The sequence below is a fragment of the Streptomyces sp. SYP-A7185 genome, assembly GCF_046103685.1.
Taxonomy (GTDB): domain Bacteria; phylum Actinomycetota; class Actinomycetes; order Streptomycetales; family Streptomycetaceae; genus Streptomyces.
Genome location: NZ_CP122310.1, coordinates 8,758,213 through 8,783,104, shown reverse-complemented (window position 1 = coordinate 8,783,104; position 24,892 = coordinate 8,758,213). Strand labels below are relative to the sequence as shown.

General features: G+C 71.6%; 25 protein-coding genes. 12 read left to right on the top strand and 13 right to left on the bottom strand.

The window, feature by feature from the left end:
- The first annotated feature begins 251 nt into the window (after positions 1-251).
- The 3 genes from QBL25_RS38555 to QBL25_RS38545 all read left to right on the top strand — a co-directional run bounded on the left by QBL25_RS38555 (position 252) and on the right by QBL25_RS38545 (position 3,083).
- The gene (locus QBL25_RS38555) at positions 252-1,232 is read left to right on the top strand and encodes a YihY/virulence factor BrkB family protein (RefSeq protein WP_409061603.1); all 981 of its coding nucleotides are present in this window, start codon (positions 252-254) and stop codon (positions 1,230-1,232) included.
- A gap of 178 nt (positions 1,233-1,410) precedes the next feature.
- A complete protein-coding gene (locus QBL25_RS38550) occupies positions 1,411-1,878 on the top strand; it encodes a hypothetical protein (RefSeq protein ID WP_409061602.1) in 468 nt (155 codons plus the stop codon).
- 308 nt (positions 1,879-2,186) lie between these two features.
- A complete protein-coding gene (locus QBL25_RS38545; RefSeq protein ID WP_409061601.1) occupies positions 2,187-3,083 on the top strand; it encodes a DUF2382 domain-containing protein in 897 nt (298 codons plus the stop codon).
- Positions 3,084-3,196: 113 nt separating this feature from the next.
- Here QBL25_RS38545 and QBL25_RS38540 read toward each other — a convergent pair whose 3' ends face one another.
- Complete coding sequence (locus tag QBL25_RS38540) at positions 3,197-3,607, bottom strand: hypothetical protein (RefSeq protein WP_409061600.1); 411 nt, start codon at positions 3,605-3,607, stop codon at positions 3,197-3,199.
- Between the two features lie 325 nt (positions 3,608-3,932).
- Here QBL25_RS38540 and QBL25_RS38535 point away from each other — a divergent pair, with 325 nt between their 5' ends.
- Both QBL25_RS38535 and QBL25_RS38530 read left to right on the top strand, forming a co-directional pair.
- Positions 3,933-4,526, top strand: a complete 594-nt coding sequence (locus tag QBL25_RS38535; RefSeq protein ID WP_409061599.1) for a DUF6817 domain-containing protein — start codon at positions 3,933-3,935, stop codon at positions 4,524-4,526.
- Positions 4,527-4,662: 136 nt separating this feature from the next.
- Complete coding sequence (locus QBL25_RS38530) at positions 4,663-5,448, top strand: NAD(P)H-dependent oxidoreductase (protein ID WP_409061598.1); 786 nt, start codon at positions 4,663-4,665, stop codon at positions 5,446-5,448.
- A gap of 10 nt (positions 5,449-5,458) precedes the next feature.
- On the opposite strand, the gene QBL25_RS38525 is transcribed toward QBL25_RS38530, so the two are convergent.
- Both QBL25_RS38525 and QBL25_RS38520 read right to left on the bottom strand, forming a co-directional pair.
- Positions 5,459-5,686 carry a hypothetical protein gene (locus QBL25_RS38525; RefSeq protein ID WP_409061597.1) on the bottom strand — a complete coding sequence of 76 codons (228 nt, stop codon included), beginning with the start codon at positions 5,684-5,686 and terminating at the stop codon, positions 5,459-5,461.
- A gap of 39 nt (positions 5,687-5,725) precedes the next feature.
- Positions 5,726-6,925 carry a helix-turn-helix domain-containing protein gene (locus QBL25_RS38520; RefSeq protein ID WP_409061596.1) on the bottom strand — a complete coding sequence of 400 codons (1,200 nt, stop codon included), beginning with the start codon at positions 6,923-6,925 and terminating at the stop codon, positions 5,726-5,728.
- Between the two features lie 222 nt (positions 6,926-7,147).
- Here QBL25_RS38520 and QBL25_RS38515 point away from each other — a divergent pair, with 222 nt between their 5' ends.
- Positions 7,148-7,354: a hypothetical protein gene (locus QBL25_RS38515; protein WP_409061595.1), complete on the top strand. Its 207-nt coding sequence runs from the start codon at positions 7,148-7,150 to the stop codon at positions 7,352-7,354.
- On the top strand, positions 7,351-7,566 hold the full coding sequence (locus QBL25_RS38510; RefSeq protein ID WP_409061594.1) for a hypothetical protein: 216 nt from the start codon (positions 7,351-7,353) through the stop codon (positions 7,564-7,566). Before QBL25_RS38515 ends, QBL25_RS38510 begins: the two co-directional genes overlap by 4 nt.
- A 234-nt stretch (positions 7,567-7,800) precedes the next feature.
- Here the strand turns inward: QBL25_RS38510 and QBL25_RS38505 are convergent, their stop codons facing one another.
- On the bottom strand, positions 7,801-8,451 hold the full coding sequence (locus tag QBL25_RS38505) for a TetR/AcrR family transcriptional regulator (protein ID WP_409061593.1): 651 nt from the start codon (positions 8,449-8,451) through the stop codon (positions 7,801-7,803).
- 96 nt (positions 8,452-8,547) lie between these two features.
- On the opposite strand from QBL25_RS38505, the gene QBL25_RS38500 reads away from it, so the two are divergent.
- Positions 8,548-9,105: a GNAT family N-acetyltransferase gene (locus QBL25_RS38500; protein ID WP_409061592.1), complete on the top strand. Its 558-nt coding sequence runs from the start codon at positions 8,548-8,550 to the stop codon at positions 9,103-9,105.
- An 84-nt stretch (positions 9,106-9,189) separates the two neighbouring features.
- Here the strand turns inward: QBL25_RS38500 and dgoD are convergent, their stop codons facing one another.
- From dgoD to QBL25_RS38455, 9 genes are all read right to left on the bottom strand, one after another.
- The gene (gene dgoD, locus QBL25_RS38495) at positions 9,190-10,335 is read right to left on the bottom strand and encodes a galactonate dehydratase (protein ID WP_409061591.1); all 1,146 of its coding nucleotides are present in this window, start codon (positions 10,333-10,335) and stop codon (positions 9,190-9,192) included.
- Positions 10,336-10,409: 74 nt separating this feature from the next.
- Complete coding sequence (locus QBL25_RS38490) at positions 10,410-11,177, bottom strand: SDR family NAD(P)-dependent oxidoreductase (RefSeq protein WP_409061590.1); 768 nt, start codon at positions 11,175-11,177, stop codon at positions 10,410-10,412.
- Between the two features lie 67 nt (positions 11,178-11,244).
- Positions 11,245-11,787, bottom strand: coding sequence for a GNAT family N-acetyltransferase (locus tag QBL25_RS38485; protein ID WP_409061589.1), 543 nt, complete (start codon positions 11,785-11,787; stop codon positions 11,245-11,247).
- Between the two features lie 102 nt (positions 11,788-11,889).
- Positions 11,890-12,981 carry a hypothetical protein gene (locus QBL25_RS38480; protein ID WP_409061588.1) on the bottom strand — a complete coding sequence of 364 codons (1,092 nt, stop codon included), beginning with the start codon at positions 12,979-12,981 and terminating at the stop codon, positions 11,890-11,892.
- Positions 12,982-13,149: 168 nt separating this feature from the next.
- On the bottom strand, positions 13,150-15,057 hold the full coding sequence (locus tag QBL25_RS38475; RefSeq protein ID WP_409061587.1) for an RICIN domain-containing protein: 1,908 nt from the start codon (positions 15,055-15,057) through the stop codon (positions 13,150-13,152).
- Between the two features lie 375 nt (positions 15,058-15,432).
- Positions 15,433-16,059: a hypothetical protein gene (locus QBL25_RS38470; RefSeq protein WP_409061586.1), complete on the bottom strand. Its 627-nt coding sequence runs from the start codon at positions 16,057-16,059 to the stop codon at positions 15,433-15,435.
- A gap of 31 nt (positions 16,060-16,090) precedes the next feature.
- The gene (locus QBL25_RS38465) at positions 16,091-17,101 is read right to left on the bottom strand and encodes a barstar family protein (RefSeq protein ID WP_409061585.1); all 1,011 of its coding nucleotides are present in this window, start codon (positions 17,099-17,101) and stop codon (positions 16,091-16,093) included.
- A gap of 190 nt (positions 17,102-17,291) precedes the next feature.
- On the bottom strand, positions 17,292-17,789 hold the full coding sequence (locus QBL25_RS38460) for a cupin domain-containing protein (protein WP_409061584.1): 498 nt from the start codon (positions 17,787-17,789) through the stop codon (positions 17,292-17,294).
- A 151-nt stretch (positions 17,790-17,940) separates the two neighbouring features.
- Positions 17,941-18,567: a sigma-70 family RNA polymerase sigma factor gene (locus tag QBL25_RS38455; protein WP_409061583.1), complete on the bottom strand. Its 627-nt coding sequence runs from the start codon at positions 18,565-18,567 to the stop codon at positions 17,941-17,943.
- 91 nt (positions 18,568-18,658) lie between these two features.
- Here QBL25_RS38455 and QBL25_RS38450 point away from each other — a divergent pair, with 91 nt between their 5' ends.
- The 4 genes from QBL25_RS38450 (at position 18,659) to QBL25_RS38435 (ending at position 24,820) form a co-directional block, all read left to right on the top strand.
- Positions 18,659-19,498 (top strand): alpha/beta fold hydrolase, encoded by an 840-nt coding sequence (locus QBL25_RS38450; RefSeq protein ID WP_409061582.1) that lies wholly within the window; start codon positions 18,659-18,661, stop codon positions 19,496-19,498.
- Positions 19,499-19,596: 98 nt separating this feature from the next.
- Positions 19,597-21,180 carry an FMN-binding glutamate synthase family protein gene (locus tag QBL25_RS38445; protein ID WP_409061581.1) on the top strand — a complete coding sequence of 528 codons (1,584 nt, stop codon included), beginning with the start codon at positions 19,597-19,599 and terminating at the stop codon, positions 21,178-21,180.
- A gap of 68 nt (positions 21,181-21,248) precedes the next feature.
- Complete coding sequence (locus tag QBL25_RS38440) at positions 21,249-22,979, top strand: thiamine pyrophosphate-dependent enzyme (RefSeq protein WP_409061580.1); 1,731 nt, start codon at positions 21,249-21,251, stop codon at positions 22,977-22,979.
- 317 nt (positions 22,980-23,296) lie between these two features.
- Positions 23,297-24,820, top strand: coding sequence for a catalase (locus tag QBL25_RS38435; RefSeq protein WP_409061579.1), 1,524 nt, complete (start codon positions 23,297-23,299; stop codon positions 24,818-24,820).
- Positions 24,821-24,892: the final 72 nt, after the last annotated feature.

The window sequence follows — 24,892 nt, the reverse complement described above, 5'->3', positions numbered from 1 at the left end:
AAGCGACCGCCGGAAGTGAGAAGCCCTCCGGCCGCCTTCATCCCCTCGGACGGGGAAGACGCACGTCGAGGAGAGACAGCGCGAGGGCGGCCCCGGCACCGGGGGCGGCTGCGGAGGACCGGTGCAACGCAGTGGAAGATGACATTCCGCTCGCCTCCGCGTAACGGACCCGGGCCACCGGAGTCCAAGGAGTCGAACGGGGACGGCGGTGCGCGAGCGCCGCAGGCGGAAAAGACAACGAGGAGTAGCCCATGGACAGTTCCGCGACGCCCGCGCGTGCGACTGCCGCCCGCGTGACGGACGGGACGGGTGCGCTGTGCGCCCCCGCCGTACGGTCGGGGAACCGCGCCGCGTGGGCGCGGCGCGGCGCCGCGCTGCGCCGCACCCCGGTGGCGATGTGGAACGACGACGTGTCGGACTGGGCCGCGGCACTGACGTACTACGCGATCCTCGCCCTGCTGCCGGCGCTCCTGGTCACGGTCAGCCTCATCAGCCTCGTCAGCCCCGACACCACGCAGGCGCTGATCGCCGAGGTCACCGACTGGGCGCCCGCACAATCGGGCAGCGCCCTGCACGACGTGCTCACCGAGATGGCCGACGCGCGCTCCGCCGCGGTGACGGTGGTGATCGCCGGCGGGGTCAGCGCACTGTGGTCCGCCTCCAGTTACGCGGCCGTCTTCCGGCGCGCGCTGCACGCCATGCACGGCGTCAAGGACACCCGGCCGGTGTGGCGCAAGGCGCACCGCGTGCTGATGACCGCCCTGGCGCTGCTCGCGCTGCTGGCCACCAGCGCCCTTCTGCTGGTCCTGAGCGGCTCCCTCGTGCAGAGCGTCGGACGGCGCATCGGGGTCGGCGACGCGGGACAGACCGTATGGAACGTCATGAAGTGGCCCGCCCTGGTCTGCCTGGTGGTCCTGCTCGTCGTGGTGCTCTTCCGCAACGCGCCGCCCTCGGAGCGCGGCTGGCGCCGCAGCCTGTCGGGCGGCCTGCTCGCCGCCCTGCTCTGGCTGCTGTCCTCGGGCCTGTTCACCTTGTACGCGACGGGGTTCGGCACCTACGGCAAGCTCTACGGCTCCCTGGCCGGGGTGGTCGTCTTCCTGGTGTGGCTCTGGGTGTCGAATCTGGCGCTGCTCGCCGGGGCGCAGTTCACGGTGGAGATGGCTCGCGCCACCGCCCCTGGCGCCGTCGCCACCGCCCCCGGAGCCCTCGCCGCCGCCGAGCCCGAATCCTGAGTTCTGGCGTGCGCCCCCGGGCGGACGTCCCGGGCGGCGCGCCCGCGCCCGTTCTTCCCTGCGCACCGTGTGCGCTCCCCCTGCGGAGGTTCGGGCGCCGTGCGCACCGGTGATACGTCTGGAGGACAAACTACTCGTGCGCGTGTTCGCCCACGCGGTATCGATGAGGAGTCATCCCATGGCCTCGTTCGACACGGGACGGTTGTGCGCGATCGTCAAAATCCTGGACCAGGCAAGCACCCATCTCCGTCTTGCCGCCCGCGAGTGCACGCTCGCCGGCGCCACGGCCGCAACCACATCGGTCACCCCGACCACAGCGACCACGGCAACCACAGCGACGTCGACCTTGACCCGGCCGGCCGCCGACCCCGCCGCGTCCGGGATCACCGCGCTCCTGAACGTCTCGGAAGAGACATCCGGCAGCGTCCGGCGCGCGCTCGTCCACATCCGCAACGGCGAGGACCAGCGCGCCCAGCACGAACTGGACCAGGCGCGCACCCGCCCCTGCGTGGCGGCCCTCGCTCCCACAGGTCTGCCGCGCCCCCTGCCCCGGCGCGTGAACACGGCGCTGCGCCTGATGCAAGGGATCACCGGCTTCTTCCCGTCCGAGACGGAGCAGGTCCTGGTGCGGGCGGCGCTGCCCTGACCCTCGGGCGCGTTCGGTCACCGCGGGTCCTCGCGACTGGTTCGGTGGCCGCGGGGCCTCGGGCTGGTTCGGTGGCTGCGGGGCCTCAGGCCGTTCACCCGTACGGGCTAATAGGTGAAGCGGCGGGCCAAATCGCCCCGATCGCCGCAAACAACCCGCCGAAGGACCTCGTCCTCGCCGTCCGCGCACGCTCCGTGACTCTCCTGGTTGCGGCGGCCACCCATCCGGCGCCGGATGGAGAGGACGCGTGCGACGTCCGTGGCGAGATTTGATTCTGCCCGTCGCGCGCCCCGAGGGAGTGATCACCCATGACTCAGGGCGAGGCCTTCACCAGTGCCGACGGGCTCGCGGGCCTTACGGCCTACGACCGGACCGGCGAGAAGATCGGCAGCGTCGAGCAGGTGTATCTCGACGACCGAAGTGGGCGTCCCGAGTGGGTGACCGTCAAGACCGGTCTGTTCGGCATGAAGCAGAGCTTCGTGCCGCTCGCGGGAGCCCGCCGCCAGCAGGACGAGCTGCACGTGACGGCCACGAAGGAGGCGGTCAAGGACGCCCCGCGCGTGGACGCCGACCAGCACCTCGAACCGGGCCAGGAGCAGGACCTCTACGCCCACTACGGGCTGGCCCGGCCCACCGGCACGCCGCGTTCCGCCCCGGCGGCCGGCGGCCGTGACACCGCCGGCGCCGCGGGCATGGCCGGAGCCGGAGCGGGCGCCGGCATGGGCATGGGCGCCGAGGGGCGCAATGCGGGCGCACGTGAGTTCGCGACGCGCTCCGGCGCGGCGGACGACGGCAAGCAGGACGAGATGATCCGCTCGGAGGAGCGGCTTCGTGTCGGGACGGAAGAGCACGAGGTCGGGCAGGCCCGACTGCGCAAGGTGGTCGTCACCGAGACCGTGAAGACCTCCGTCCCCATCTCCCACGAGGAGGTTCGCGTCGTGCGCGAGCCGATCCGCGAGGGTGACGGCACCCGCGCCAAGATCGGCGAGGAGCAGACCGAGGTCACCCTGCACGCCGAGAAGGCCGTGGTCAGCAAGGAGTCCGTCCCGGTCGAGCGGGTCCGCCTGGAGACCGAGAAGGTCACCGAGACCCAGGAGGTCTCGGACACCGTGCGCAAGGAGCAGATCGAGTTCGACGACGCCAAGGGCGAGCGCGGCGCGAAGGGCGAGGCCTGGCGCGACCGGAAGCAGGGCCCGCGGCACTGACGCCCCGCGGGACGCCCTGAACGAGGGCGGCCGACGACGGAGGGAGGGAGCACTCACCCCGAGTGCTCCCTCCCTCCGCGCTGCGAGCGGGCCCCCGACGCGAGCCGGTCCGCTCAGGCACCCGCCTCGGCCAGGGCGGCCGTCCGGCACGCCGCCGCGGCGGTGTCGATGACCTGCTCGTACAAGGCGTCGTCCAGCAGCACGGTGAGTCCCCAGGCGATGCCCCAGGCCACGTGCGCGGCGTCCTCGCCGAGGATCTGTTCCCGCTCGTGGAGTTCGCGGCCGAGGTACTGGCCGTGCAGGTCCCGGGGGCCCTGGCTCTCGGCACGTCGCCGCACCGCCTCCACGGCGCTCTGCGTGAACGTCTCGTAGTGGGCGTCGCCCAGCAGCCTGCGCAACTGCTCCAGCTGGGCATGCGCGGCACGCAGGCGCAGCGGCCAGTCCCGGCTGGTGCCGAAGCGCTCTTCCATGGCCTGCGTCAGATCGATCCGCCGGAACATCTCGTCGAGTGGGTCGTAGGTCATGATCTCTCGGTAACGGCTGCCGGGGCCGGCACGGCGCAGGCTCGCTGCGGGCTCCCCCGTGTGGCCGCAGCGAGCCCACCCTCAGGCGACGGACACCGCTCCGATGGCGCGAGCATGCGGGCGGGCGGCCACTGAGGAGCGGGGCGGGCGCCCCAAGCGGGCCCTTGGATGGCTGCAAGGAAACCCGAGGATTGACCTGGATGCCGGGCGGGCGGGACGCTCACCACGAGCCCCGGGGGACGGGCGCGCTCGCCCGCCGCCACCGTCAACGCGGCCTGGACCGGGGGCCATCCGAGCGGCCGCCCACCGAAAGGGAGCAGCCGGTATGACCGACGAGCCCGCGCCCGCCACGCCCGCCGACGCCACGCCCGTCACGCCCGCCGCGCATGCCGCGCATGCCGCCCGGCAACTCCTGCGCGACCTCGGCGCGGAAACCCTCGATCACCCCGGCGGCACCCTCCTGGCCCACCTGGAACGCGTACGCCGCCAACTCGCCCACTGGCACGCGCGGCCGGTCCTGCAACTGGCCGGGCTGTGCCACGCGCTGTACGGCACCGACGGCTTCGCCCCGGTCCTGCTGCCACTGGCCGGACGGGCGCGGGCCACCGCCGTCATCGGCACCGAAGCCGAATCGCTCGTGTACCTCTACGCGAGCTGCGACCGGAGCACCACCTACCGCGCACTGACCGACCGGTCCCCGCGCTTCCGGGACAGGTTCACCGGCCACACCTTCACCCCCACCCGCCGCCGGCGGGAAGACTTCGCCGAGCTCACCGCGGCCAACGAACTCGACATCGCACGCATCGACGAGGCCTTCCGAGCCCGACACGGCGCCGCCCTGCTGAACCTGTTCACCCGGCTCGGCCCCCTGCTCAGCCCGGCGGCCCGACGGGACTGCACGCTCACCCTGACCCCCTGACCTCCCTGCCCCAGCCCCAGCCCCAGCCCAGAACCGGTGGCCGATGAATCGAGCCGGAAACCGATGGCCAGATCCTTGCACTGCCTGGCCATCTGGCCACTCGTCGCGGAGAGCGGCGCGGCGCAGGCTCGAAGGCATGAAGATTCTTTGGGTATTCGCACACCCCGAACCGCAGTCCCTCAACGGCTCCCTGCGCGACGAGGGAATCCACGAGTTGCGCGCCCTCGGCCACGAGGTCCGCGAGTCCGACCTCTACGCGATGAACTGGAAACCGGTGGTCGACGCCGGTGACTTCCACCGCGAGACCATCGGCGCCGACCGTCTGCTGGTGGGCGCGGAACAGGAACGCGCCTACAGCTCGGCCGAGCTGACGGACGACATCACCGCCGAGCAGGACAAGATCGCCTGGGCCGACGCGCTGGTGTTCCAGTTTCCGCTGTGGTGGTTCGCACCGCCCGCCATCCTCAAGGGCTGGTTCGACCGGGTGCTCGTCCAGGGCTTCGCCTTCGGACTCCAGGACGCCGCGGGGCGGACCTTGCGCTACGGGGACGGCGGCCTCGCGGGCAAGCGCGCGATGGTCATCACCTCGGTCGGCGCGCGGGAGTCGGGCTTCGGCCCGCGCGGTGTCCACGGCCAGCTGGACGAGGTGCTCTTCCCCGTCCTGCACGGCACTTTCTGGTACACGGGCATGCAGCCACTCCCCCCGTACGTGGTCTACGGAGCCGACCGTCTGGACGCCGCCGGCTACGGCGAACGCGCGGCCGCACTGCGCGAGCGGCTGCGCACACTGCCGGACACCGAGCCACTCCCCTACCGCCACGAACACGGCGGCGACTACGACGACGCACTCGTCCTGCACCCGGAGATCGCCCCGACCCGGACAGGCATCGCGGCCCACCGCTCCCCCGCGCCGGGCCACTGATGCGGCCCACTCACCCCCGGAGGCGGGCGATCATCTGCCGGATGACGCCGACGGGCAGCGCCGGATGCCGGGCCGCCTCCTGCGCGGTGCCCCTGTCCCCCAGGAGCCGGACCAGCACCCGCGCGGGCAACCGCGGATGCCTGGCGGCGGCGTGGCGCACGGAATCCCGCGGGTCGTCGAGCAGCCGTATCGCCGACGCAACGCTCAGGCGCGGGTCGTTGGCCGCACGCTGGCGCACTTCCTCGCTGGGGTCCCGGCTAGGCGTTCTGTGTCGCAGCTAAGGGCGCAGTTGCTCGTACGACTCGCGCAGTTCCGGTGCCTCGGGGAGCCTGCGCGCCTCGACCGCCCGGACGATCTCCAAGACTCGCCAGTGATTCGCGGGCAGGAGGCGCCCGGATGAGATCGCTTTCAGGGCCGCGTCCGTCGCTTCGTCCAGTCGGTTGAGGGAGAGCAGCGTCAGCGCAAGGTCGAGATGGGCCGTGACGACACGGCGCGGCCATGTGCTCGGAGCGACACCGGGAGCCAGGTGTCCGATCACCTCGCGGGCTGGTGCCTCGGCGGCGGGGTCACCGATCCACGCCAACGTGGTCGCCGTGTACGACGTCGCCTTGTCCGGGTCGTATTGGTAGTGATGTTCCGGCCGTGCTCTCATGACCATGGTTGAGGCGAGGTGCTGCACGCGGTCTATGGCGCTGTACGCCTCAGCTCTCTCTCCGAGCCGTGCCCGCGCTCGCCCCTCCTGCGCCGTGGCCTGGACCGTGACGGAACCACCGCGAGGAGCGATGCTCTGGGCGGCTTGGGACAACTGCACGGCTCGCGGGTAGTCGCCTGCGGTGAGGGCGGTCCACGCCTTCGTCTCGTAGACCCAGGCCCGGATCTCGGCGTGCCCGGCGTGCTCGGCGAGGAGCGTCGCTGTACGGAGTCTGGCCGTGGCTGCGCCGCCCTCCTTGAGATCGACGTGGAGGGTTGCCCCGAGCAGCGACAGCCATCCGCCGATCACGAGCAGACGGCGGTGTTCGCCGAGCGTCTTGCGTTCGTCCAGGAGCTTCGTCACGTACGCGGAGTGCCGTCGTACGTCACGCAGGAGAGCAGACGGCCGATGGGTCTGGTAGGCCACGGCCAGACCGTCGAAGGCCTCTTCCAGGCGGTCGAGGGTCTCGGGGCCGACGTCGGACGCTTCGACGCGTCGCGCAAGTTCGAGGGCCTCCAGGTCGTCGTCTGATCCGGGGCCCACGTCCCATGACGCGTCGCTCGGGACGCCCTCCGGCCGGGCATCACAGCTGGCCAGAGCCACTAGCACGCCGTCGGCGCCAACGAGCTGATCAAGACCTTGAGCCAACTTCGGGCTCGGCAGCTGCTTCCCGTTCAGCACGCGAGAGACGTACGACGGGTTGTAGTTGAGCGCGCGAGCAGCACCGCGTATCGAGACGCCCTTGTCCGCGAGAGCTGCGCGGGCGCGGGCGGCGAACTCGGTCATCATCGGACTCCGTAAGAAGCGTTGACCGTTGACTCTTCAGGTTAGTCAACGCCCGTCAACTTCTCCCCGGTTCGCAGCCATCGAAGCATCGAACGAGACAGACCCCCGCGACCGGGCGAACGGTCCGGGGGCGCGGCCAACCTGAGGAGACAGGTCGACGTGACGGACCATAACCAGCAACGAGTTACTGAGGGAACGGCGCCTCGGAGCGCCGCGAAAGGTGTGGTCGACGACTTGGGCGTGGGCGCTCTGGCCGTCGACACCAGCAGGCAGCGCCTCGGAAGGGTCATGGGGCACTACGGATCGCGCGTGCACCTGCGCCCGCCGCAGGGTGGTCTGGAGTGGGAGGCCAGCCCCGAGTACGTCCGCGCGGCACGGCCCGAGGAGGTCGTCGCCGTAACCGCATCGGCGCGGGGGCGGACGTCGTGACGACCGGGACCCTGCCCGACCTGGCACGGCTCAGCGGCGACCAGCTTCGCGGCTGGGCCTGTGCCCTGTGCGGGACGCGGCTGTACGCCGACCGCCTCCTCGGCACCGTCGCGCAGGGGCAGGGTGAGCACACGGAGTTCATCGACCTGTGGGCCTGTGCGCCGAGCTGCCCGTGCCGCCCGTGCGGCCCCGGAGAGCGGGCCCGCTACTGAGACCGGGCGCGGCGGGTCGAACCCATGCCCCCGCCGCCGCCCGGAAAGACACCCCCGCTCTACTGTCACAGGACGGGAGCGTCTGAGGTGTCCGACGCCGTCAAGGTCCTTGAGAACACGGCCCATTGGGCCGCCCGGTTGTCGGGTGACCAGCGCGGCGAGCTGCGCGCGCCCTCGGTGATCAGCCCGGCTCCTCAGCGAGACCGAAGCCCTCGGCTGCGTCTGCCGGGGGTTCTACCTGGAGGTGCCGGCTGCGTCTGCCGCGGGTGCTTCGGGCCGCCCGGCGGTCATCCCCGCCACGTACGCGTCGACCATCGCGATCTGCCGCTCCGCGGGGAACTCCTGAGGCGCGAAGAGCGCCTGGACGACCAGGCCGAGGACGAAGCTCTGGGCCGCGGCGGCGGTGTCCTCGGTCCCCGCTTCCGGCGGCAACTCGCCCAGCTGCTTCGCGCGCGCGATGTGCCCGGCCATCCGCTCGCGCGCCCGGCGGTAGCGCTCGGCGTGCTCGCGGGCCAGCTCCGGATCGGCGAGCGCCACGTCCCAGGAGGCGACCCAGATGCGGTTGCTCGCGGCGCTCTCGGCGTCCAGCGGCAGGATGTCGAGCAGCGTCGCCCGCAGCATCACCAGGCCGGACGCCTCCCCGGCCCGCTCCGCCGCCGGGCGCGGGCGGTCGGCCGAGCGCCGGTCGAGCACCTCCAGGGCGTGTTTGAGGAGCGCCCGCTTGCTGGGGAAGTAGTGCGTGAGCAGCCCGGTGGTGGCCCCCATCTCCGCGGCGACCGCACGCAGGGTGAGCCCGCCGAAGCCGTGGGCCGCCAGCACCCGCCAGACCGCTTGGGAGACCTCGGTCCTGCGGGCGTCATGATCGGTACGGGCGGGCGGCGTCATACCGGCTAGAGTACATACCCAACGTTCGTTACGTACCTGGTGCGCGCCGCCCCGGCACCCGCCCGCGCCCAGCCGGACACCCGCATAGGACCAGCCATGTACGCCATACAGCTGACCGAGAACGCCGAGCTCCGCACCCTGGAGCCCTGGCAGGACGCCGAGTTCCTGGCCCACATCGACCGGGCCCGCGGCAACACCGATCCGTGGATCCCCTGGGCCTCGCGCTCCACCGACCTGGAGTCGGCCCGCGCCACCTTGCAGAGCTACGCGGACAAGCAGGCCGCCGACGCCGGACGGATCTACGGGATCTGGCGGGACGGCGTCCTGATCGGCGGCGTGATGTTCGTGCAGTTCGACGCCAAGACCGGCAACTGCGAGATCGGCGTGTGGGCCGAGCCGGCGGGAGAGGGGCACGGCCTGATCAGCGCTTCCGTTCGGCACTTGATCGCGTACGCGTTCGGCGAGCGCGGCATGCACCGCGTGGAGTGGTGGAACAGCGCCGGGAACACCCGCAGCCGCGCCGTGGCCCAGCGCATGGGGATGCACCTGGACGGCACGCTGCGCGAGCAGTCGCTGTACCAGGGCGTCCGCCACGACATGGAGATCTGGTCACTGCTCGCGCACGAGTGGCGGGGCGAACAAGACGCCGCCTGACGGATGGGGCGGCACGCTCGTCATGAAGCCCTTGGTGAACGAGCGCCCTCTGCGTCTGTGCACACCGGCGGTGGCTCCGCCCCGTCACCACTCGGCGAACGAGCCGTCCTCGTGCCGCCACACCGGGTTGTGCCAGTCGGCCTCGCTGTCGTCGGCCGCACGCACCGCGGCCTCGTCGATCTCGATGCCAAGGCCCGGGCCCGCCGGGCGCAGGAAATGCCCCTGGTGGAAGCGGAACACCTCGGTATCGGCGAGGTAGGACAGCACGTCGGCACCGGTGTTGTAGTGGATGCCGATCGACTGTTCCTGGATGAGGAAGTTGGGCACGCTGACGGCGATCTGGAGGCTGGCGGCCAGCGCGACGGGACCCAGCGGGCAGTGCGGGGCGACGAGGGTGTCGAAGGTCTCGGCGAGCGAGGCGATGCGGCGGACCTCGGAGATGCCGCCCGCATGGGACAGGTCGGGCTGCAGGACCGCGACGCCCGCTTGCAGGGCGGGCAGCACGTCCTGGCGCGAGTACAGGCGCTCGCCGGTGGCGATGGGCACGGGTGAGGAGGCGACCAGGGCGGGCAGCAGGTGACCGTACTCCGGCAGGAGCGGTTCCTCGACGAACATGGGCGCGAGCGGGGCCAGGTGGGGCAGCAGCCGGCGGGCGTTCGCGGCGTGGAAGCGGCCGTGGAAGTCGAGCGCGAAGTCCCGTCCGGGGCCCAGGACTTCGCGGGCCGCGGCGGCACGGCTGACGATCTCGTCGATGTCGGCGACGGTGGCCAGCCGGTTCATGCGGCCGCTCGCGTTCATCTTCACCGCGGTGAAGCCCGCCTCGACCTGGGCCGTCACCTGCTCGGTGATGTGAGCGGGGCTGTCGCCGCCCACCCAGCTGTAGGCACGCACCCGCTCGCGGACGGGGCCGCCGAGCAGCACGTGCGCCGGCACGCCGAGCCGCTTGCCCGCGATGTCCCACAGCGCCTGGTCGAGCCCGGCCACCGCGCTGGAGAGGACGGGGCCGCCGCGATAGAACGACCCCTTCGTCATCACCTGCCAGTGGTCCTCGATGCCGAACGGGTCCTTCCCGACGAGCAGTTCGGCCAGCTCGCCCACGGCCGCGCGGACCGTGGCCGCGCGGCCCTCGACCACCGGTTCGCCCCAGCCGACCACTCCCTCGTCGGTCTCCACGCGGCACAGGAGCCAGCGGGGCGGCACGGCGAACGTCTCGATACGGCTGATCTTCATGGGTGAACCTCCTTGAGCGACGGCGCGATGGATGTCCGGAGAATCGAAAGGGCCCCGGAGGGGCGGACTTGGGCTCAGGCGGAGGTCTTGTACACGCTCCAGCCGCCGTCCACCACGAGACTGGCCCCGGTGACGAAGGACGCCTCGTCGCTCAGCAGGAACGCCGCGCTCGCCGCGATCTCGTCCGGGCGGCCCAGCCGTCCCGCGGGGGTCTGCTCGATGGTGCGCTCCCGGTCGTGGGCGCCGATCGTGTCCCAGGCGCGGGTCAGCACGGGCCCCGGCAGCAGGGCGTTGACCCGTACTCCTGGGGCGTACTCCACCGCAAGCTGGCGGGCCAGACCGGTCAGGCCCGCTTTCGCCGCCGCGTAGGCGGGACGTCCGGGCAGCCCCATGACGGCGTGCACGGACGAGACGAACACGACCGCGCCCCGGGTGGCACGCAGATCGTCGAGGCAGGCCCGTACGCCGAGGAACGCGCCGGTCAGCATGACCGCCAACTGCCGGTTCCAGTCCACCGGTTCGATCGCGTCGGCCGCGCCGCCGCGCACGGTGTAGGCGTTGCTGAGCAGACCGGAAACCGGCCCGAAGCGGGCGCGGGCCGCCGCCACCACCCGCGCCCAGGACTCCTCTTCCGAGACATCACACGCCTCGAAGACCGCGCGCCCGCCGTCGTCCCGGATGGAACGCGCGGTGTGCTCGCCGCCCTCGGCGTCCACATCGGCGATCACCACCCCGGCCCCCTCGGCCGCGAGGCGCCGGGCCGTCGCCGCACCGATCCCGTGCGCGCCCCCGCTGACCACCACGCACCGACCGGCGAACCGCCCCGACGACTCGGCATTCACGGCCAACTCCCGCCCTTCGCACCGACGCACATGGCGGCAAACGCCTCACCTGTGCCATTCACTGCCATTAACCACCACCGGACACCCTGCCGCCAACACCCCCTCCGGCCGCGAGGTCGAGCGTGAAGGTCACCCGGTCCAGGCCCGGGCCGTCGTAGTCCGGCTTCACGGTCGACACGCTGAAGCCGAGCCGCGCGTGGAAGGCCTGGGACGCGCTGTTCTGCGGGCTGGTGATGCAGTGCACGTACCGGCGCCCCTGCGCACGGGCGAGAGCGAAGAAGGCCCGGTACAAGGAGCGTCCGATGCCCTGCCCGTGCAGCCGCGGGTCGACGCCGACGAAGTGCACGTACGCGGCGTCGGGTTCGCTCTGCGACAGGAAGCCGACCAGGAAGGCCGCGACCTCGTCAGCTCCTCCCGCGGCGCGTTCGACCACGAAACTGGTGGTGGTGAAGTGCTGGAAGTACAGCCTGGGCAGCAGCAGTGAACGCTCCAACGCCCCGGCCGGGCCCTTCAGCCCGCCCCACCACGCGTCAAGGACCGCCAGTACCTGTGGGTGGTCTTCCTCGACAGGGTGCCGCGCCGTCAGACCATCAGGGAGATCATCGATCATCGGTGCAGTCTTTCACCGGCGTCTCGTGTGTGCGGCAGATCGCGACGAAGCAAGTACCGGACCGCGCGGACCGGCACACTCCACCCGTCAGCGCTCAGGCGCCTACTGGGTGCTCCAGCGGTGCGGATGGCCGGGATCGGCGGGGCACGCGAAGACGTTGGCCTCGCCAGCGCGTCCCACGACGACCTCGGTGGGCGTCGCGAACGGGTGCGGGGCCAGACCGTGCTCCTCCGTCGGCTTCCAGCTTCCGCTGCCGCCGTCCCACTCGGAGCTGTCGATGGTCAGGAGCAGTCGCATGGGGGTGGCGCAGGTGAGGCAGGGCATGGGCGAAGGGTCGGTGGTGTGCCAGGACGCGAAGCCGCCGACGCGCCATCCGGGCGGGATGGACAGGTCGTACTGATAGCGGATCACCTCGTCCTCCTCTTCCTCGCCGCCTTCCTCGATTCCCTCGATTCCCTCACCTCCCTCTTCGGCGTCCTCGTCCTCCTCGTACGCCGCCTCCCAGGCTTCGTCGAGCGCGTCCTCCCGGGCATGGATCCTGTCGCGCAGGTCTTCGGGCAGGAGCCCGGCGAAGGGATAGGTGACCACCTGCTCCGGGTGGAGCACGCACGGCTCGGGCACATAGCCATCGGAGCCGACGACCTCCGGCTGGGGCGGCGCGACGAGGACCTCGCCGACCTCCGCCGAGTTGCGCCAGCGCAGGTGGAGCAGCATGCCGGTGCGGGTCGGGCCATGTGCGTCGAACGGGCAGCAGAACACCTGGAGCAGGTCGCTGCCGTCCGGGCCGGGCGGCAGGTCGGGAATGTCCCGCCGATACAGCTGGGCCAGGGCGATCAGCGGCAGCGGATCCGTGTCCGAGACGCCGGGGAGGCGATGCCTGCGGCCCAGTTCGGTCAGGAGGCGGCGGTCCTCTTCCGTGGGGCCCGAGTACGGCGGGGTGGCCCACGCCCGGTGCAGGATCTCCCGGCTGCGGTGGATGTCCGCGGGGCGCCTGCCGCCCTTGCGCGGGTGGGCCTCGGGGCACACCGGCCATGGCTCGTCCGCCGGCCACAGCATCGGACCGCCCACGGAACTGGCCGTCACATCGGGGCTTCCCGGCCGCGGATGCAGGCGGGTGGTGGTGCCCCGGTAGGCGGCGAGTTCCGGGAAGAGCGTCTCGACGTCCAGCGGCCGCGGCGGTGTGGTCCTCGTCATGGGCCCGACCCTAGATACCCGGCCACCTCACCGGCCCGGCACCCCCGCGCACCGGGCACCCCCGCACGCGGCCGGGTCACCAACTGCCCGCGGCAGGGCGGGCGGACCGCGCGCCCGAGGTGACGCCGTCCAGAACTCCCGCTACTGCTGATGCGCCCGCTCCTGCTCCTAGTCCTGCTCCTGCTCCTGCTCCTGCTCCTGCGGGTGGCTGTCGGCGATCACAGCCGCGGCTTCGGCATACCGCTCCGCGTCCTCCCCGCGCCGGGGCGAGTCCGTGGAGGGCTGCCGCCCTTCCCCCTTCGCCGCACCCTCGCCCCTCTCCCCATCCCCCGTGGCCCCCGTCGCTCCCGGCCGCTGCGCGCGGGGCGAGGACGGCTCGCACGTCGAGTCGGCGCAGGCCCGGCCATCTCGCCGGGCCGCGGCCGTCTCCCCCTTCCGGGACGGGTCACCGGAGGGCTCGGCCTTGCCTTTGATCGACCGGGATTTGGGTTCGGACGTCGAGGCGGGCGGGACCGTGGGAGACGCCGAGCCGTCGAGCGTCCACCGCTGCTCCGCGGACCCGTCGCGGCCCTTGACCACCACGTCCGCCCCCTTGCGCGCGGAGACGGGCGCGACCGCCAGCCGTTCGTGCCAGCGGGGCAGCAACTCCCCCAGTACGGTCAGGTCGTAGCGCACCTCGTCCGCGCGCGGGGCCGAAGGCGGGGCACACGCACCCAGGACGACCACTCCGTCGGCCCGGTGGGAGTCGAGGCAGAGTTCGGGACGAGCCACGTTGCTGAGCAGGCCGTTCTCGTCGTACGACCACTGCTGGCGGACCGCGGCCGAGCATGCGGCCAGTTTCGCCTCGGCACCGGGCTTCGCTTTGCCGCGGACGTCCAGGCACAGGTCCGCCGCCGTGTTGCGGAGTCGGCCCTGGCCGGGCCCGTCGGGGTAGTCGGCGGAGGTGGGAGTGGGGGAGCCGGCGGACGGCTCCCCGGTGCCCGCGGGCGGAGGGGTGTCGTGGCTCCCGGGCATGCCGGTCGTCCCGGGCGGTGGCACCGCCTCGTCGCCGCTGTCGTCGCCCGACGAGAGCGCCATGACGAGCACGGTCGCGAGCAGGGCCGCGGACCCCAGGGCCGCGCCGGTGCGCAGCGCTCGGGAGTTGGTGCGCAGCGCCCTGGAGTGGTTGCGCGCCGCCGCGAGCGGACCGCCCGACTCACGGACGCGTGACGCCGGACGATGGCGTCCGCCGCCGCCCGAGTGCCGGCCGCCGAGCCCGGGGACGCCTGCGCCGCGCCTCGGGGTGCCCGCGCGCCCGGGCCGCGACTCCAGGTAGCGGCGGGCGCCCCAGCCGAGTACGGCTTCGGCGAGAAGGGCCCCCAAGTCGCTCTCGACTCGACCCAGTTGGTCGGTGACGTCACGGCAGTGGCGACACTCCGACAGGTGGTGGCGGACGTCGGGGAGTAAGGCGCCGCCCCGGCGAATGGTGACGTCGAGGATTCGGGTGTAGAGAGGGCATTCCTTGGTCGGTGCGAGTTCCCGGTGTCCGCTGACGATGCCCGCCCGGAATTGTTCACGCGCCTGCTCCAGGGCGCCGGCCGCGACGTCGGTACTCAAGCCCGACAAACCGGCGGGTATGGATATGTGCTCGGCTTCGACCGCGGTGTGCCACAACAGGCACTGGGCTCCTACGGGAAGCGCCCAGAAGGAGCGCGCGGAGAGGCGTCGCTTTTCGGGTGTCATGGAGGTCGCCGCGCGCATGCCGCGCCCACCCGTGGGTTTGCGCAGTTCCGGCATGAGGCCGGATATGCGCTCGTCGACGGTCCACTCCCTGACCTTCTCCCGGACGGTCACCAGGAGATACGGCCGCAGGGCTCCGCCCGGTTCGCCGCCCGCCAGATGCTGGAGCACCTGGTGGAAGGAGGCCGTGGCGACCATCGAGGCCGAACTCGACCGCGCCGCGAGGCAGATGGCCGAGTAGTCGTAGGCCGCCTGCCAGTGCCGCGCGAGCAGGAGCGCGACGGGGCGGTCGGGCTCACCCTCCGTCCGGGCCCTCAGCCGGGCGGCGAGACTCGGGTCGGATTCCTCGGAGTTCACACCGGGTTGAGGAGGGTGGGTCGGGCGTGGGGGGTGCGGGGATTGCACAGATCTTTTTCCTTCCAAGCCGAACGACGGCACATGGAAATCGCGCCCACCGAAATGGGACGCCTGATTGGTGCGTACCTATGGCTCACCGAGTCCGGAAAATGCATCGCCAAAACCGTGGGACCGTCCGGACGGGGCCGACTGACGACCTTTTGGGTCGGCGGCACGAATCCCGATCGAGAAAGGCGATCCTGATCACTGCCTCGGCGCGAGGAAGCTCACCTTGGCACAGCCGACTCGGGGGAAACAAGAAGTTCGAGTGACTTGCATTCGAGACCGGAGAGGGACCCAGGCGTTACCCGCGGTACTCGCACCCGCTTTCGACCTCTACGGCGAATCACCCAGCGGCACGGTCACGGCGAACCCCTCGTCGAGCCGTGCGATCAGGGCGGGGGCGAGGCACGCAAAGCGACAAGAAGCCCACCCTTGAACGGAGTCCAGGAACGCGACGAGATCGTCTTGGACGGAGCCGAGGAGCCTGCGCAACTCCGCGCGCGGGATGTCGACGGGGGTTGCCTCCGGGTGAGCCGCGTCGGGCCACATCCGGATGACCGCCCCCAAGTGCTCGGCGTACGGCTCGGGGTCATGCCCGAACCACGGCTCGCCGCCGTCCAGCAACTCGATCCAGTCCCGCCAGTTCTCCAGCCCGAAGCAGCAACCGGGCAGCACGGTCACCCCGGTTGCGGTGTCCCGCACACGCAACCCGCCGGGCGCGACGACACACTCGGCCGCCACCAGCCGGCGCACCAGCTCCATGCCGTCTCGGGCATCATTCTCGCCGGGCACACGAGGCCCCTTGCCGTATTCGGCCAAGACCGCCATGGCCGTGCCGACCTGACGCTCCGACAGGTCGCCGGACAGGCGTAGGAGGCGCTCTTCGGAGGGCTCGGCGACGCCCCAGAGAACGAAGTCCTCCGCCCCGTGGGTCTCCAGGATCGCATCCATGATCAGCACGCCCTCAGTATCCCGCGCCCACACCCGCGGATCAGGCCAGGGTGACCCGCAGGCCGCCTTTGGCCAGGGTGTCGAGGGCCGTGGTGAACAGGTCACGCGGTCGGCCGTCCGGTGTCAGGAGTCGGGACAGGTGCTCACGCGCGGTCTCCGCGTTCTTCCACAGCAGCACTCCTGGGGCGCTGTAACCAAAGCCGCCGGCCAGGCAGTCGTCGAGGGCGGCCAGGCAGCCCCCGAAGTAGCCGCCCGGTCCGTTCACCGCTTCTCCGAGGGCCAGATAGAGGCCCGCTTCGTCGGTGATGAGCCCGCCGTCCAGCTCGTACGGACGACCGGCAGGTCGGTCGCGGCGGGGGCGCCGGCAACCTCGCTCCCGGACCAGGTCCAACCATGCGCCGCGGCACCGGGTGTCGAGCGCGCCCCATGCGCCCACAGCATCCGGTGGCCCGGTGAACCACCGCTCCCAGAGGGGCCGGGCGTAGTCGGGGACAGGCTCGAAGCCCTCCGCGTCGAGTTCCAGGTCGATCAGGCCCGTCGCCCCCTCGCAGCGGCGACCGCCTTCCTGCCTGTCGGCGGAGGGGCGCCAAGCCCTGACCTCGGTCCACCACAGCCGCCGGCTGAGCAACTCGCCCTGGTCGTCGTGTACTTCCAGGGCGACCTCGGCCAGATCCAGCGCGCGGCGGGTGCCCTTTTCCAACGCGGCCCGCAACTGGTCGCCAGGGGCGAGGCCCCGCAGGACCAGCGGGGGCACCGGCAGTTGGGGCGGCAGGACGCGGGCGAACTCCGTGCAGGAACCCAGCCATCGCGAACCGTCATGCACCCGAACCGGCCCTCGGTACCCCTCTGGTGGACCTTCGCAGTCGTCCACGCCGGTCAGCACGATGCTGTCCGGCCAGCCGGGCCGGACCACGCTCTCCGCGTCCTCCAGCAGCCAGGGATCGCAACCCTGCTCTTCGGGCACCAACCACACACGGCCGCCGACCCGGCCCCACCCCGCGGCACTTTCCGGAGTCCAGCCGAACAGTTCGTACGTCCCGCGTGATGGCATCCCGAAGAGTCCGTCGACTGCGGCACACACGCCCCAGGCCCGGCCGTGTTCCGTGTCCGTCAGCGTGTGGCGCCCGTGCTCGCGGCCAGGCGTGGCACTGCGGGGTCGGCCGTCCTCATGCACGGGGGAATCATGCCCGGCCAGGGCTTTCCCGGCGAAGCCCTTTTCCCGCGGGAGGCCGGGTGCGCCGTCACGAGGCGGCGAGCGCCTCGCGCCAAGTGGGGCTGTCCACGTAGTGGTTGTCGTAGCGGGCCGACGACTCCGCGATCTTCTTCGGGTCGGCTTCGCCGCGCATCACGCTGCCAAGGAGGCGCAGGTAGTCGAAGCGGGCCATGCCAGGAGTGAAGGTGAACAGGACGTCCGCCGTGCAGCCGGGAGCGGCGGCGAAGGCGTGCGGGGTGTGCGGAGGCACCGCGAGGAAGTCACCCGCGTTCAGGACCGTGATCTCCTCGCCCACCAGGACCTGGAGGGAGCCGCTGATCACGAAGAAGAGCTCCGTGGCCTTGGTGTGGAAGTGCGCGGGAGCGCCGACCGCTCCCTCGGTGAACGTGGAGCGGTAGCTGGTGAAGCCGCCGCCCGGTCCGTCCGTGTCGGCCAGCAGGGTCATGACGCTGCTCGGGTCGGCGCTGGTCTCGGCCTCCGACGCGCGGGTGAGGTGGGCGGTGAAGTCGGCGTTCTCGCTGGTCATGGTGGTGTCCCCTCCGGATCCGCGCCCGGCCTGTTCCGGGTCCGCGGCTGGCTCTCGCCTCGTCGTGAACACCACTCTATGAAGCCGAAAGACCCTCCGTAGAGTGCAATTGAGGGGAAGAATCGAGGGTCAATTCAGCTGCCCGGAGGAGCTAGCACCGGCCCTCCAGGTGGTCTCGCTGGATCTCTCGGGCCACGGCCCGGCGCACGGAGGGCGGACCGGCGTCGGCGCCGCTGGCGGCGTCGGCACCGGACCTCGCGGGGACGTCCAGGCTGCGGCTGATCTCGTCGTACGCCTTCCGGCAGCCGCCCGGCAGTTCCGCCTGACGCCGCCTCAGGTCCTCCTCCACAAGGCGCCGCAGTTCGTCGACGCTCTGGGGCGTGAACCGCTTCCTCCCCCGGTCGACCGCCTCCACGTGGCGCGTGCAGCGGGCGTCGCCGTCCAGCGCCTCGGAGACCGCCTCGGCCAGCCCCCACAGGCGCCCTTCGAGCCAGGGCAGGTCGGTCTGGCCGAGGTGGAGCCGCAGGGGCGGCAGCCGGTCGCTCTCCCCCCGGTACTTCGTCACCTGCTTGGACACCGCGGGCTGACTCATGTCGGCGAGCTCGGCGATCCTCTCCTGCGTCCAGCCGAGGCCGACGAGCAGTTTGATCACCTCGGCGCGCAGCTTGCGCGCCTCCTCACCCGCACGGATGACGTCGTTCATGCCGGCGAGCATCCGCTCGGCCTGCCCCTCGGTCAGCGCCCCGGATCCCGCGTGCCTGCCCTCTTCGCCTGCCATGCCTCGGTTATACAGTCCGGCAGCTCGCACGTCATAACCGCGTTGTATCACTGGGTTGTATAACCGGGTTATCGCTGCCAGGATCCCTCCCATGCCCACCTACTCCGCCCCTGACGGCACCCGGCTCGCCTACCACGTCCACGGCGAAGCCCACGAAGACCACGCCCCCCTGATCTGCATCCCCGGCGGCCCCACCGACTCGCGCTACCTCGCCGACCTGGGCGGCCTGTCCGCGCACCGGCAGCTGATCGTCCTGGACACCCGCGGCACCGGCAGGTCCGCCGTCCCCGAGGACCCCTCCTCCTACCGGTGCGACCGTCTCGTCGACGACGTCGAAGCCCTGCGCGAGCACCTCGGACTCCGGCGGCCGGCCCTGCTCGGCCACTCCGGCGGCGCGAACATCGCCGCTCAGTACGCGGCCCGCCATCCCGGGAACCTCGGCAAGCTCGCCCTGATCGGCCCCGGCACCCGAGCCGTCGGGATCCCCGTCCCGGGCGCGATGCGACGCGAGCTCGCGACGGCACGCCGCGACGAGCCGTGGTTCCCCTCCGCGTTCGCCGCCCTGGAGGCGATCACCGAGGGCACCGGCACGGACCGGGAGGCCATCGACCCCTTCTTCTACGGCCGGTGGGACGCCGCCGCGCGGCACCATGCCGCCGCGAGCCGACCGGACAACATGGACGCCGTCACGGGATTCGCGGCGGAGGGCGCCTTCGACGCCGACGCCACGCGTGCGGGACTCGCGCGCTGTGAGGCGCCGGTGCTGCTGCTCACCGGAGAGTTCGACCTGAACAGCCCGCCGCGGGCGGTGGCCGAATACGCGGCGCTGTTCCGCGACGCGTCCTTGGTCGTGCAGCCGGGCGCGGGACACTACCCCTGGCTCGACGACGCCGAGCGGTTCGTGGCGGCCACGGCGGCGTTTCTGGCCTAGCGGCGCGGCGGGGCACGACGGCGTACCGGCCGGCCGCGTCCGGCCAAGCCTTGATCAAGAAAACGTGTGCCCGGCTGAAATCAGGTCACACGGGAGGCATGACGCGTTTCGCAACAGTGGGCCTGCTCATGGCCTGCGCCGCGGGCGGCGTGCTGCTCGCCCTTCTTGCCTCTCCCTGGTGGTGGTTGGCCGCCGCCCCCTTCCTGACCCTGGCCCTGACCGGCGCCCACGACCTGGCGCAGCGCCACCACTCCGTGCTGCGGAACTACCCCGTGCTCGGCCACCTGCGCTTCCTCATGGAGACCCTGCGCCCGGAACTCCAGCAGTACTTCGTGGAGCGCAACTACGACGGCAGGCCCTACGACCGCGACACCCGCAGCATCGTCTACGAGCGGGCCAAGGGAGTCGACGCCGAGGAACCCTTCGGCAGCGAACGCGACATGGACGCGCGCGGTCATGAGTTCCTCGTGCCCTCCATGGCCCCGGTGGCCGTGCCCGCCGATCCGCCCCGCGTCCGGATCGGCGGCCCCGACTGCACCGAGCCCTACGACATGGCGCTCCTCAACGTCTCCGCGATGAGCTTCGGCTCGCTGTCCTCCAACGCCGTCGTGGCGCTGAACACGGGAGCGGCACGCGGCGGGTTCGCGCACGACACCGGCGAGGGCGGTCTGTCCACCCATCACCTGCGGCCCGGCGGCGACCTCGTCTGGGAGATCGGCACCGGCTACTTCGGCTGCCGCACCCGTGACGGGGAGTTCGACGCCAGGCAGTTCGCCGAGAAGGCCGCACACCCCTCCGTACGCTGCGTGTCGCTCAAGCTGTCGCAGGGCGCGAAGCCGGGGATCGGCGGGGTCCTGCCCGGCAGCAAGGTCAACGCCGAGATCGCCTCGGTGCGGGGCGTGCCCGAAGGCGAGACCGTGGTGTCACCGCCGTACCACCGCGTCTTCTCCACCCCGCGCGAACTCGTCACGTTCCTCGCCCGGATGCGGGAGCTGACACAGGGCAAGCCGGTGGGCTTCAAGCTGTGCCCCGGCTCCCGGACCCAGTTCCTCGCCGTGTGCAAGGCCATGGCCGAGGAGGGCATCACCCCCGACTTCATCGTCGTGGACGGCGCGGAGGGCGGCACGGGAGCGGCGCCCCTGGAATTCGCCGACCACCTCGGCATGCCGCTGAGCGAAGGCCTGTTCACCGTGCACAGCGCACTGACCGGCACGGGCCTGCGGGAGCGGATCCGTATCGGCGCGAGCGGCAAGGTGGCGACGGGCAGCGACATCGTCAAGCGCCTCATCCTGGGCGCCGACTACACCAACGCGGCCCGCGCGATGATGTTCGCCGTCGGCTGCATCCAGGCCCAGCGCTGCCACACCAACCGCTGCCCCACCGGCGTCACCACCCAGGACCCGCACCGCGCCCGCGCCCTCGACGTCGCCGACAAGTCCGCCCGCGTCACGCGCTACCAGCAGGCCACCGTCCAGAGCGCCCTGCAGATCATGGCCGCGATGGGTGTCAGCGACACCGCACAGCTGGGCCCGCATCTCCTGCGGCGCCGCGAGGACCACGGCGAGTACCGCTCCTACGCCCAGCTGTACGAGTGGCTGTCGCCCGGCGAGCTGCTCGCCCAGCCGCCCGCGAGCTGGGCCGCCGACTGGCGGGCGGCGGATCCGGACACCTTCGCCGTCTGACGGCCGCCCGCGCCACGACCCCATCCACCTGCCGCCCACCACGGCAGTCGTTTCGAGAGGACCACCTGATGAGCCGCACCGTTGCCCGCGTGACGATCGACGCCCTGGAAGAACTCGGAGTGCGTCATGTCTTCGGCGTGGTGGGGGACGCCCTGAACCCCTTCACCGACGCCATCCGCAACAGCGAGTCCGTCGAGTGGGTGGGCTGCCGCCACGAGGAGGCGGCCGCTTTCGCCGCCGGCGCCCAGTCACAGCTCACCGACACCCTCGGGGTCTGCATGGGCACCGTGGGACCGGGGTCGGTCCACCTGCTCAACGGCCTGTACGACGCAGCCAAGAGCGGCACCCCGGTGCTCGCCATCGCCGGCCAGGTGCCGCTGGCGGAGGTCGGCACCGACTACTTCCAGGAGGTCGACAACGACCTCCTCTTCCGTGACGTCGCCGTCTTCCGCGCCACCGTCACCTCCCCCGAGCAGATGCCGGGCCTCCTGGAGATCGCTGTACGCAACGCGATCGGACGCCGCGGTGTGGCCGTCCTGACGGTCCCCGGCGACGTCGGCGACAAGGAGCTGCCGGAGGACCGGCCCGCCCGGCTGTCCGTGGTGGAGTCCGCCAACCGGCCCGACGACCCGGTCCTCGACGAAGCGGCCGCCACGCTCGCCGGCGGCGGCAAAGTCACCATGCTAGTGGGCCGCGGAGCGCGCGGCGCCCGCGAGGACGTCCTGGCCCTCGCGGAGCGGCTGGCCGCCCCCATGGTCCTCACGCTCAAGGCGAAGGAGGGCTTCGAGGGCGACAACCCCTATCAGGTCGGCCAGACGGGGCTGATCGGCAACCCGGCCGCCGCGCACGCGATGGACCACGCCGACACCCTGCTGCTGCTCGGCACCGACTTCCCCTACCGGGACTGGTATCCGCAGGGCAAGAAGGTCGTCCAGGTCGACCGGGTCGCCGAGCACATCGGCCGACGTGTCCCGGTCGACGTGGCGCTGGCCGCCGACGTCGGCCCCACCGTGCGCGGCCTCCTGGAGCGTCTGGAGCGGCGCGCGGAGCGCGATCACCTGGACGGGGCGCGGGAGAAGTTCGTCAAGTGGCAGGAAGGGCAGCAGCGGCTCGCCGCGCCCGGCCACGACCACGGGCTGATCGGCAAGGTGCGCTCCGCCCTCGACAACCGCGACCATCTCGTCCGTCCCGAAGCCCTGGCCTCGGCGGTGGACGCCCTGGCGGCCGACGACGCCGTGTTCACCTCGGACACCGGCATGGCCACCGTATGGCTCTCGCGCTTCGTCGAGATGCGCGGCAGCCGCCGGCTGCTCGGCTCCTACAACCTCGGCTCGATGGCCAACGCGATGCCGCAGGCGATCGGCGCGCAGCTCCTGGCACCCGACCGGCAGGTCGTCGCCTTCTGCGGCGACGGCGGGCTCGGCATGCTACTCGGCGACCTCATGACCATCCGCAGCCGGCAGCTGCCGGTGAAGCTCGTCGTCTTCGACAACCAGCGGCTCGGGATGGTGAAGCTGGAGCAGGAGCAGGCGGGGCTGCCGGAGTTCGGCACCGATCTCGACAACCCCGACTTCGCCGCGGTCGCCGAGGCCCTCGGCATCACCGGTATCCGGGTGAGCCGTCCCGAGGAGCTCGCCGAGGGCGTCGGCCGGGCCTTCGCCACGCCCGGGCCGGTTCTCCTGGACGTCCTCACCAACCCCGAGGAGATCGCCGTGCCGGGCAAGCCGACCGTCCAGCAGGGCTGGGGCTTCGCCATCGCCAAGATCCGCGAGAACCTCACGAGCCCCGGCGGCCGCTGAGGGCCGGCCGGCCGTGCGCCCGCGTCGGCGTCCCGCCGCGCCCCGGCGGAAAACGGATGCCCTCGCCACGTATCGACGGCGCGAAGCCGGGAACCCGGGCAGCACCCTCCGCTTGCGCCCGGGACTGCGGCGGACACACGGCCGCCGGACGCATGAAAGGTGGACAAATGGCCACAAGAGTAGAAAAGCAGCAAGATGGACTGCATGCCGACGCACCGCCGCACCCCCAGACAGCCCGTCGACTGACAGCCCTCCGCAGCCGCCGGCCACGCCGTCGCGGCGCCGGGCACATCACCACCGAAAGGCACTCGTAAGCCATGAGCGACGTCACAGGTAAGGCGACCACCAACGACGCCGGTGCTCCGGTCGAAAGCGATGAGCACTCGCTCACCGTCGGCGCCGGCGGGCCGATCCTTCTGCAGGACTCCTATCTGATCGAACAGATGGCGCAGTTCAACCGGGAGCGGATCCCCGAGCGGCAGCCGCACGCCAAGGGAAGCGGCGCCTTCGGCCACTTCGAAGTCACCCAGGACGTCAGCGCCTACACCAAGGCCGCCCTCTTCCAGCCGGGCACGCGGACCGACCTGGTGGCCCGGTTCTCCACCGTGGCCGGTGAGCGCGGAAGCCCGGACACCTGGCGCGACCCGCGCGGATTCGCGCTGAAGTTCTACACGTCCGAGGGCAACTACGACATGGTCGGGAACAACACCCCGGTCTTCTTCGTGAAGGACCCGATGAAGTTCCAGCACTTCATCCGGTCGCAGAAACGCAGGGCGGACAACAACCTCCGCGACCACGACATGCAGTGGGACTTCTGGACCCTCTCGCCCGAGTCCGCCCACCAGGTCACCTGGCTGATGGGCGACCGCGGCATCCCGCGCACCTGGCGCCACATGAACGGCTACACCTCGCACACCTACATGTGGATCAACGCGCAGGGCGAGCGGTTCTGGGTGAAGTACCACTTCAAGACCGACCAGGGCATCGAGACCTTCACCCAGCACGAGGCCGACCAGATGGCCGCCGCCGACACGGATTACCACACCCGGGATCTGTTCGAGCACATCCGGGACGGCGAGTACCCGAGCTGGACGCTGTACGTGCAGGTCATGCCGTACGAGGAAGCGGCCTCCTACCGCTTCAACCCGTTCGACCTCACCAAGGTCTGGCCGCACGGCGACTACCCGCTGATCGAGGTCGGCAAGATGACCCTCGACCGCAACCCCACGGACAACCACGCCCAGATCGAGCAGGCCGCCTTCCAGCCCAACAACCTGGTCCCCGGCATCGGCCCCAGCCCCGACCGCATGCTGCTGGCCCGCCTCTTCTCCTACGCCGACTCCCACCGCTACCGCATCGGCGGCAACTACCAGCAGCTGCCGGTCAACGCCCCCGTCGTGCCCGTGCACACGTACTCCAAGGACGGGGCCATGGCCTTCCGTCTGACGGAGGACCCGGTGTACGCGCCGAACTCCAAGGGCGGCCCGGCGGCCGACACGAGCCGCTACGGCACCCCGCCCAGCTGGTACGCGGACGGCGACATCACCCGCGCCGCCTACGTCGACCACGCGGAGGACGACGACTGGGGCCAGGCGGGCACGATGGTGCGCGAGGTCCTCGACGACGCCGCACGCGACCGCCTCGTGGACAACGTCGTGGGCCACCTGCTCAACGGCGTGACCGAGCCCGTGCTCGTAAGGGCCTTCGAGTACTGGTCGAACATCGACAAGTCCATCGGCCAGCGCATCGAGCAGGGCGTGCGCGCCAAGGCCGACGAGAAGGACCCCAAGGCCGCCGAGCAGGCCAACCCGGCCCGGAGCAGCATGCAGCACAAGGCCTGAGACACCGTCTCCGACCGCTCCGTACGCGTCGGCCGCCGCCCGAGGAGGGCGGCGGCCGACGCGTTGGTGCGG

Coding starts and splice junctions, on each gene's coding strand:
- QBL25_RS38555 (WP_409061603.1), top strand. CDS start 252: ATGGACAGTTCCGCGACGCCCGCGCGTGCGACTGCCGCCCGCGTGACG.
- QBL25_RS38550 (WP_409061602.1), top strand. CDS start 1,411: ATGGCCTCGTTCGACACGGGACGGTTGTGCGCGATCGTCAAAATCCTG.
- QBL25_RS38545 (WP_409061601.1), top strand. CDS start 2,187: ATGACTCAGGGCGAGGCCTTCACCAGTGCCGACGGGCTCGCGGGCCTT.
- QBL25_RS38540 (WP_409061600.1), bottom strand. CDS start 3,607: ATGACCTACGACCCACTCGACGAGATGTTCCGGCGGATCGATCTGACG.
- QBL25_RS38535 (WP_409061599.1), top strand. CDS start 3,933: ATGACCGACGAGCCCGCGCCCGCCACGCCCGCCGACGCCACGCCCGTC.
- QBL25_RS38530 (WP_409061598.1), top strand. CDS start 4,663: ATGAAGATTCTTTGGGTATTCGCACACCCCGAACCGCAGTCCCTCAAC.
- QBL25_RS38520 (WP_409061596.1), bottom strand. CDS start 6,925: ATGACCGAGTTCGCCGCCCGCGCCCGCGCAGCTCTCGCGGACAAGGGC.
- QBL25_RS38505 (WP_409061593.1), bottom strand. CDS start 8,451: ATGACGCCGCCCGCCCGTACCGATCATGACGCCCGCAGGACCGAGGTC.
- QBL25_RS38500 (WP_409061592.1), top strand. CDS start 8,548: ATGTACGCCATACAGCTGACCGAGAACGCCGAGCTCCGCACCCTGGAG.
- dgoD (WP_409061591.1), bottom strand. CDS start 10,335: ATGAAGATCAGCCGTATCGAGACGTTCGCCGTGCCGCCCCGCTGGCTC.
- QBL25_RS38485 (WP_409061589.1), bottom strand. CDS start 11,787: ATGATCGATGATCTCCCTGATGGTCTGACGGCGCGGCACCCTGTCGAG.
- QBL25_RS38480 (WP_409061588.1), bottom strand. CDS start 12,981: ATGACGAGGACCACACCGCCGCGGCCGCTGGACGTCGAGACGCTCTTC.
- QBL25_RS38465 (WP_409061585.1), bottom strand. CDS start 17,101: ATGCCATCACGCGGGACGTACGAACTGTTCGGCTGGACTCCGGAAAGT.
- QBL25_RS38460 (WP_409061584.1), bottom strand. CDS start 17,789: ATGACCAGCGAGAACGCCGACTTCACCGCCCACCTCACCCGCGCGTCG.
- QBL25_RS38455 (WP_409061583.1), bottom strand. CDS start 18,567: ATGGCAGGCGAAGAGGGCAGGCACGCGGGATCCGGGGCGCTGACCGAG.
- QBL25_RS38450 (WP_409061582.1), top strand. CDS start 18,659: ATGCCCACCTACTCCGCCCCTGACGGCACCCGGCTCGCCTACCACGTC.
- QBL25_RS38445 (WP_409061581.1), top strand. CDS start 19,597: ATGACGCGTTTCGCAACAGTGGGCCTGCTCATGGCCTGCGCCGCGGGC.
- QBL25_RS38440 (WP_409061580.1), top strand. CDS start 21,249: ATGAGCCGCACCGTTGCCCGCGTGACGATCGACGCCCTGGAAGAACTC.
- QBL25_RS38435 (WP_409061579.1), top strand. CDS start 23,297: ATGAGCGACGTCACAGGTAAGGCGACCACCAACGACGCCGGTGCTCCG.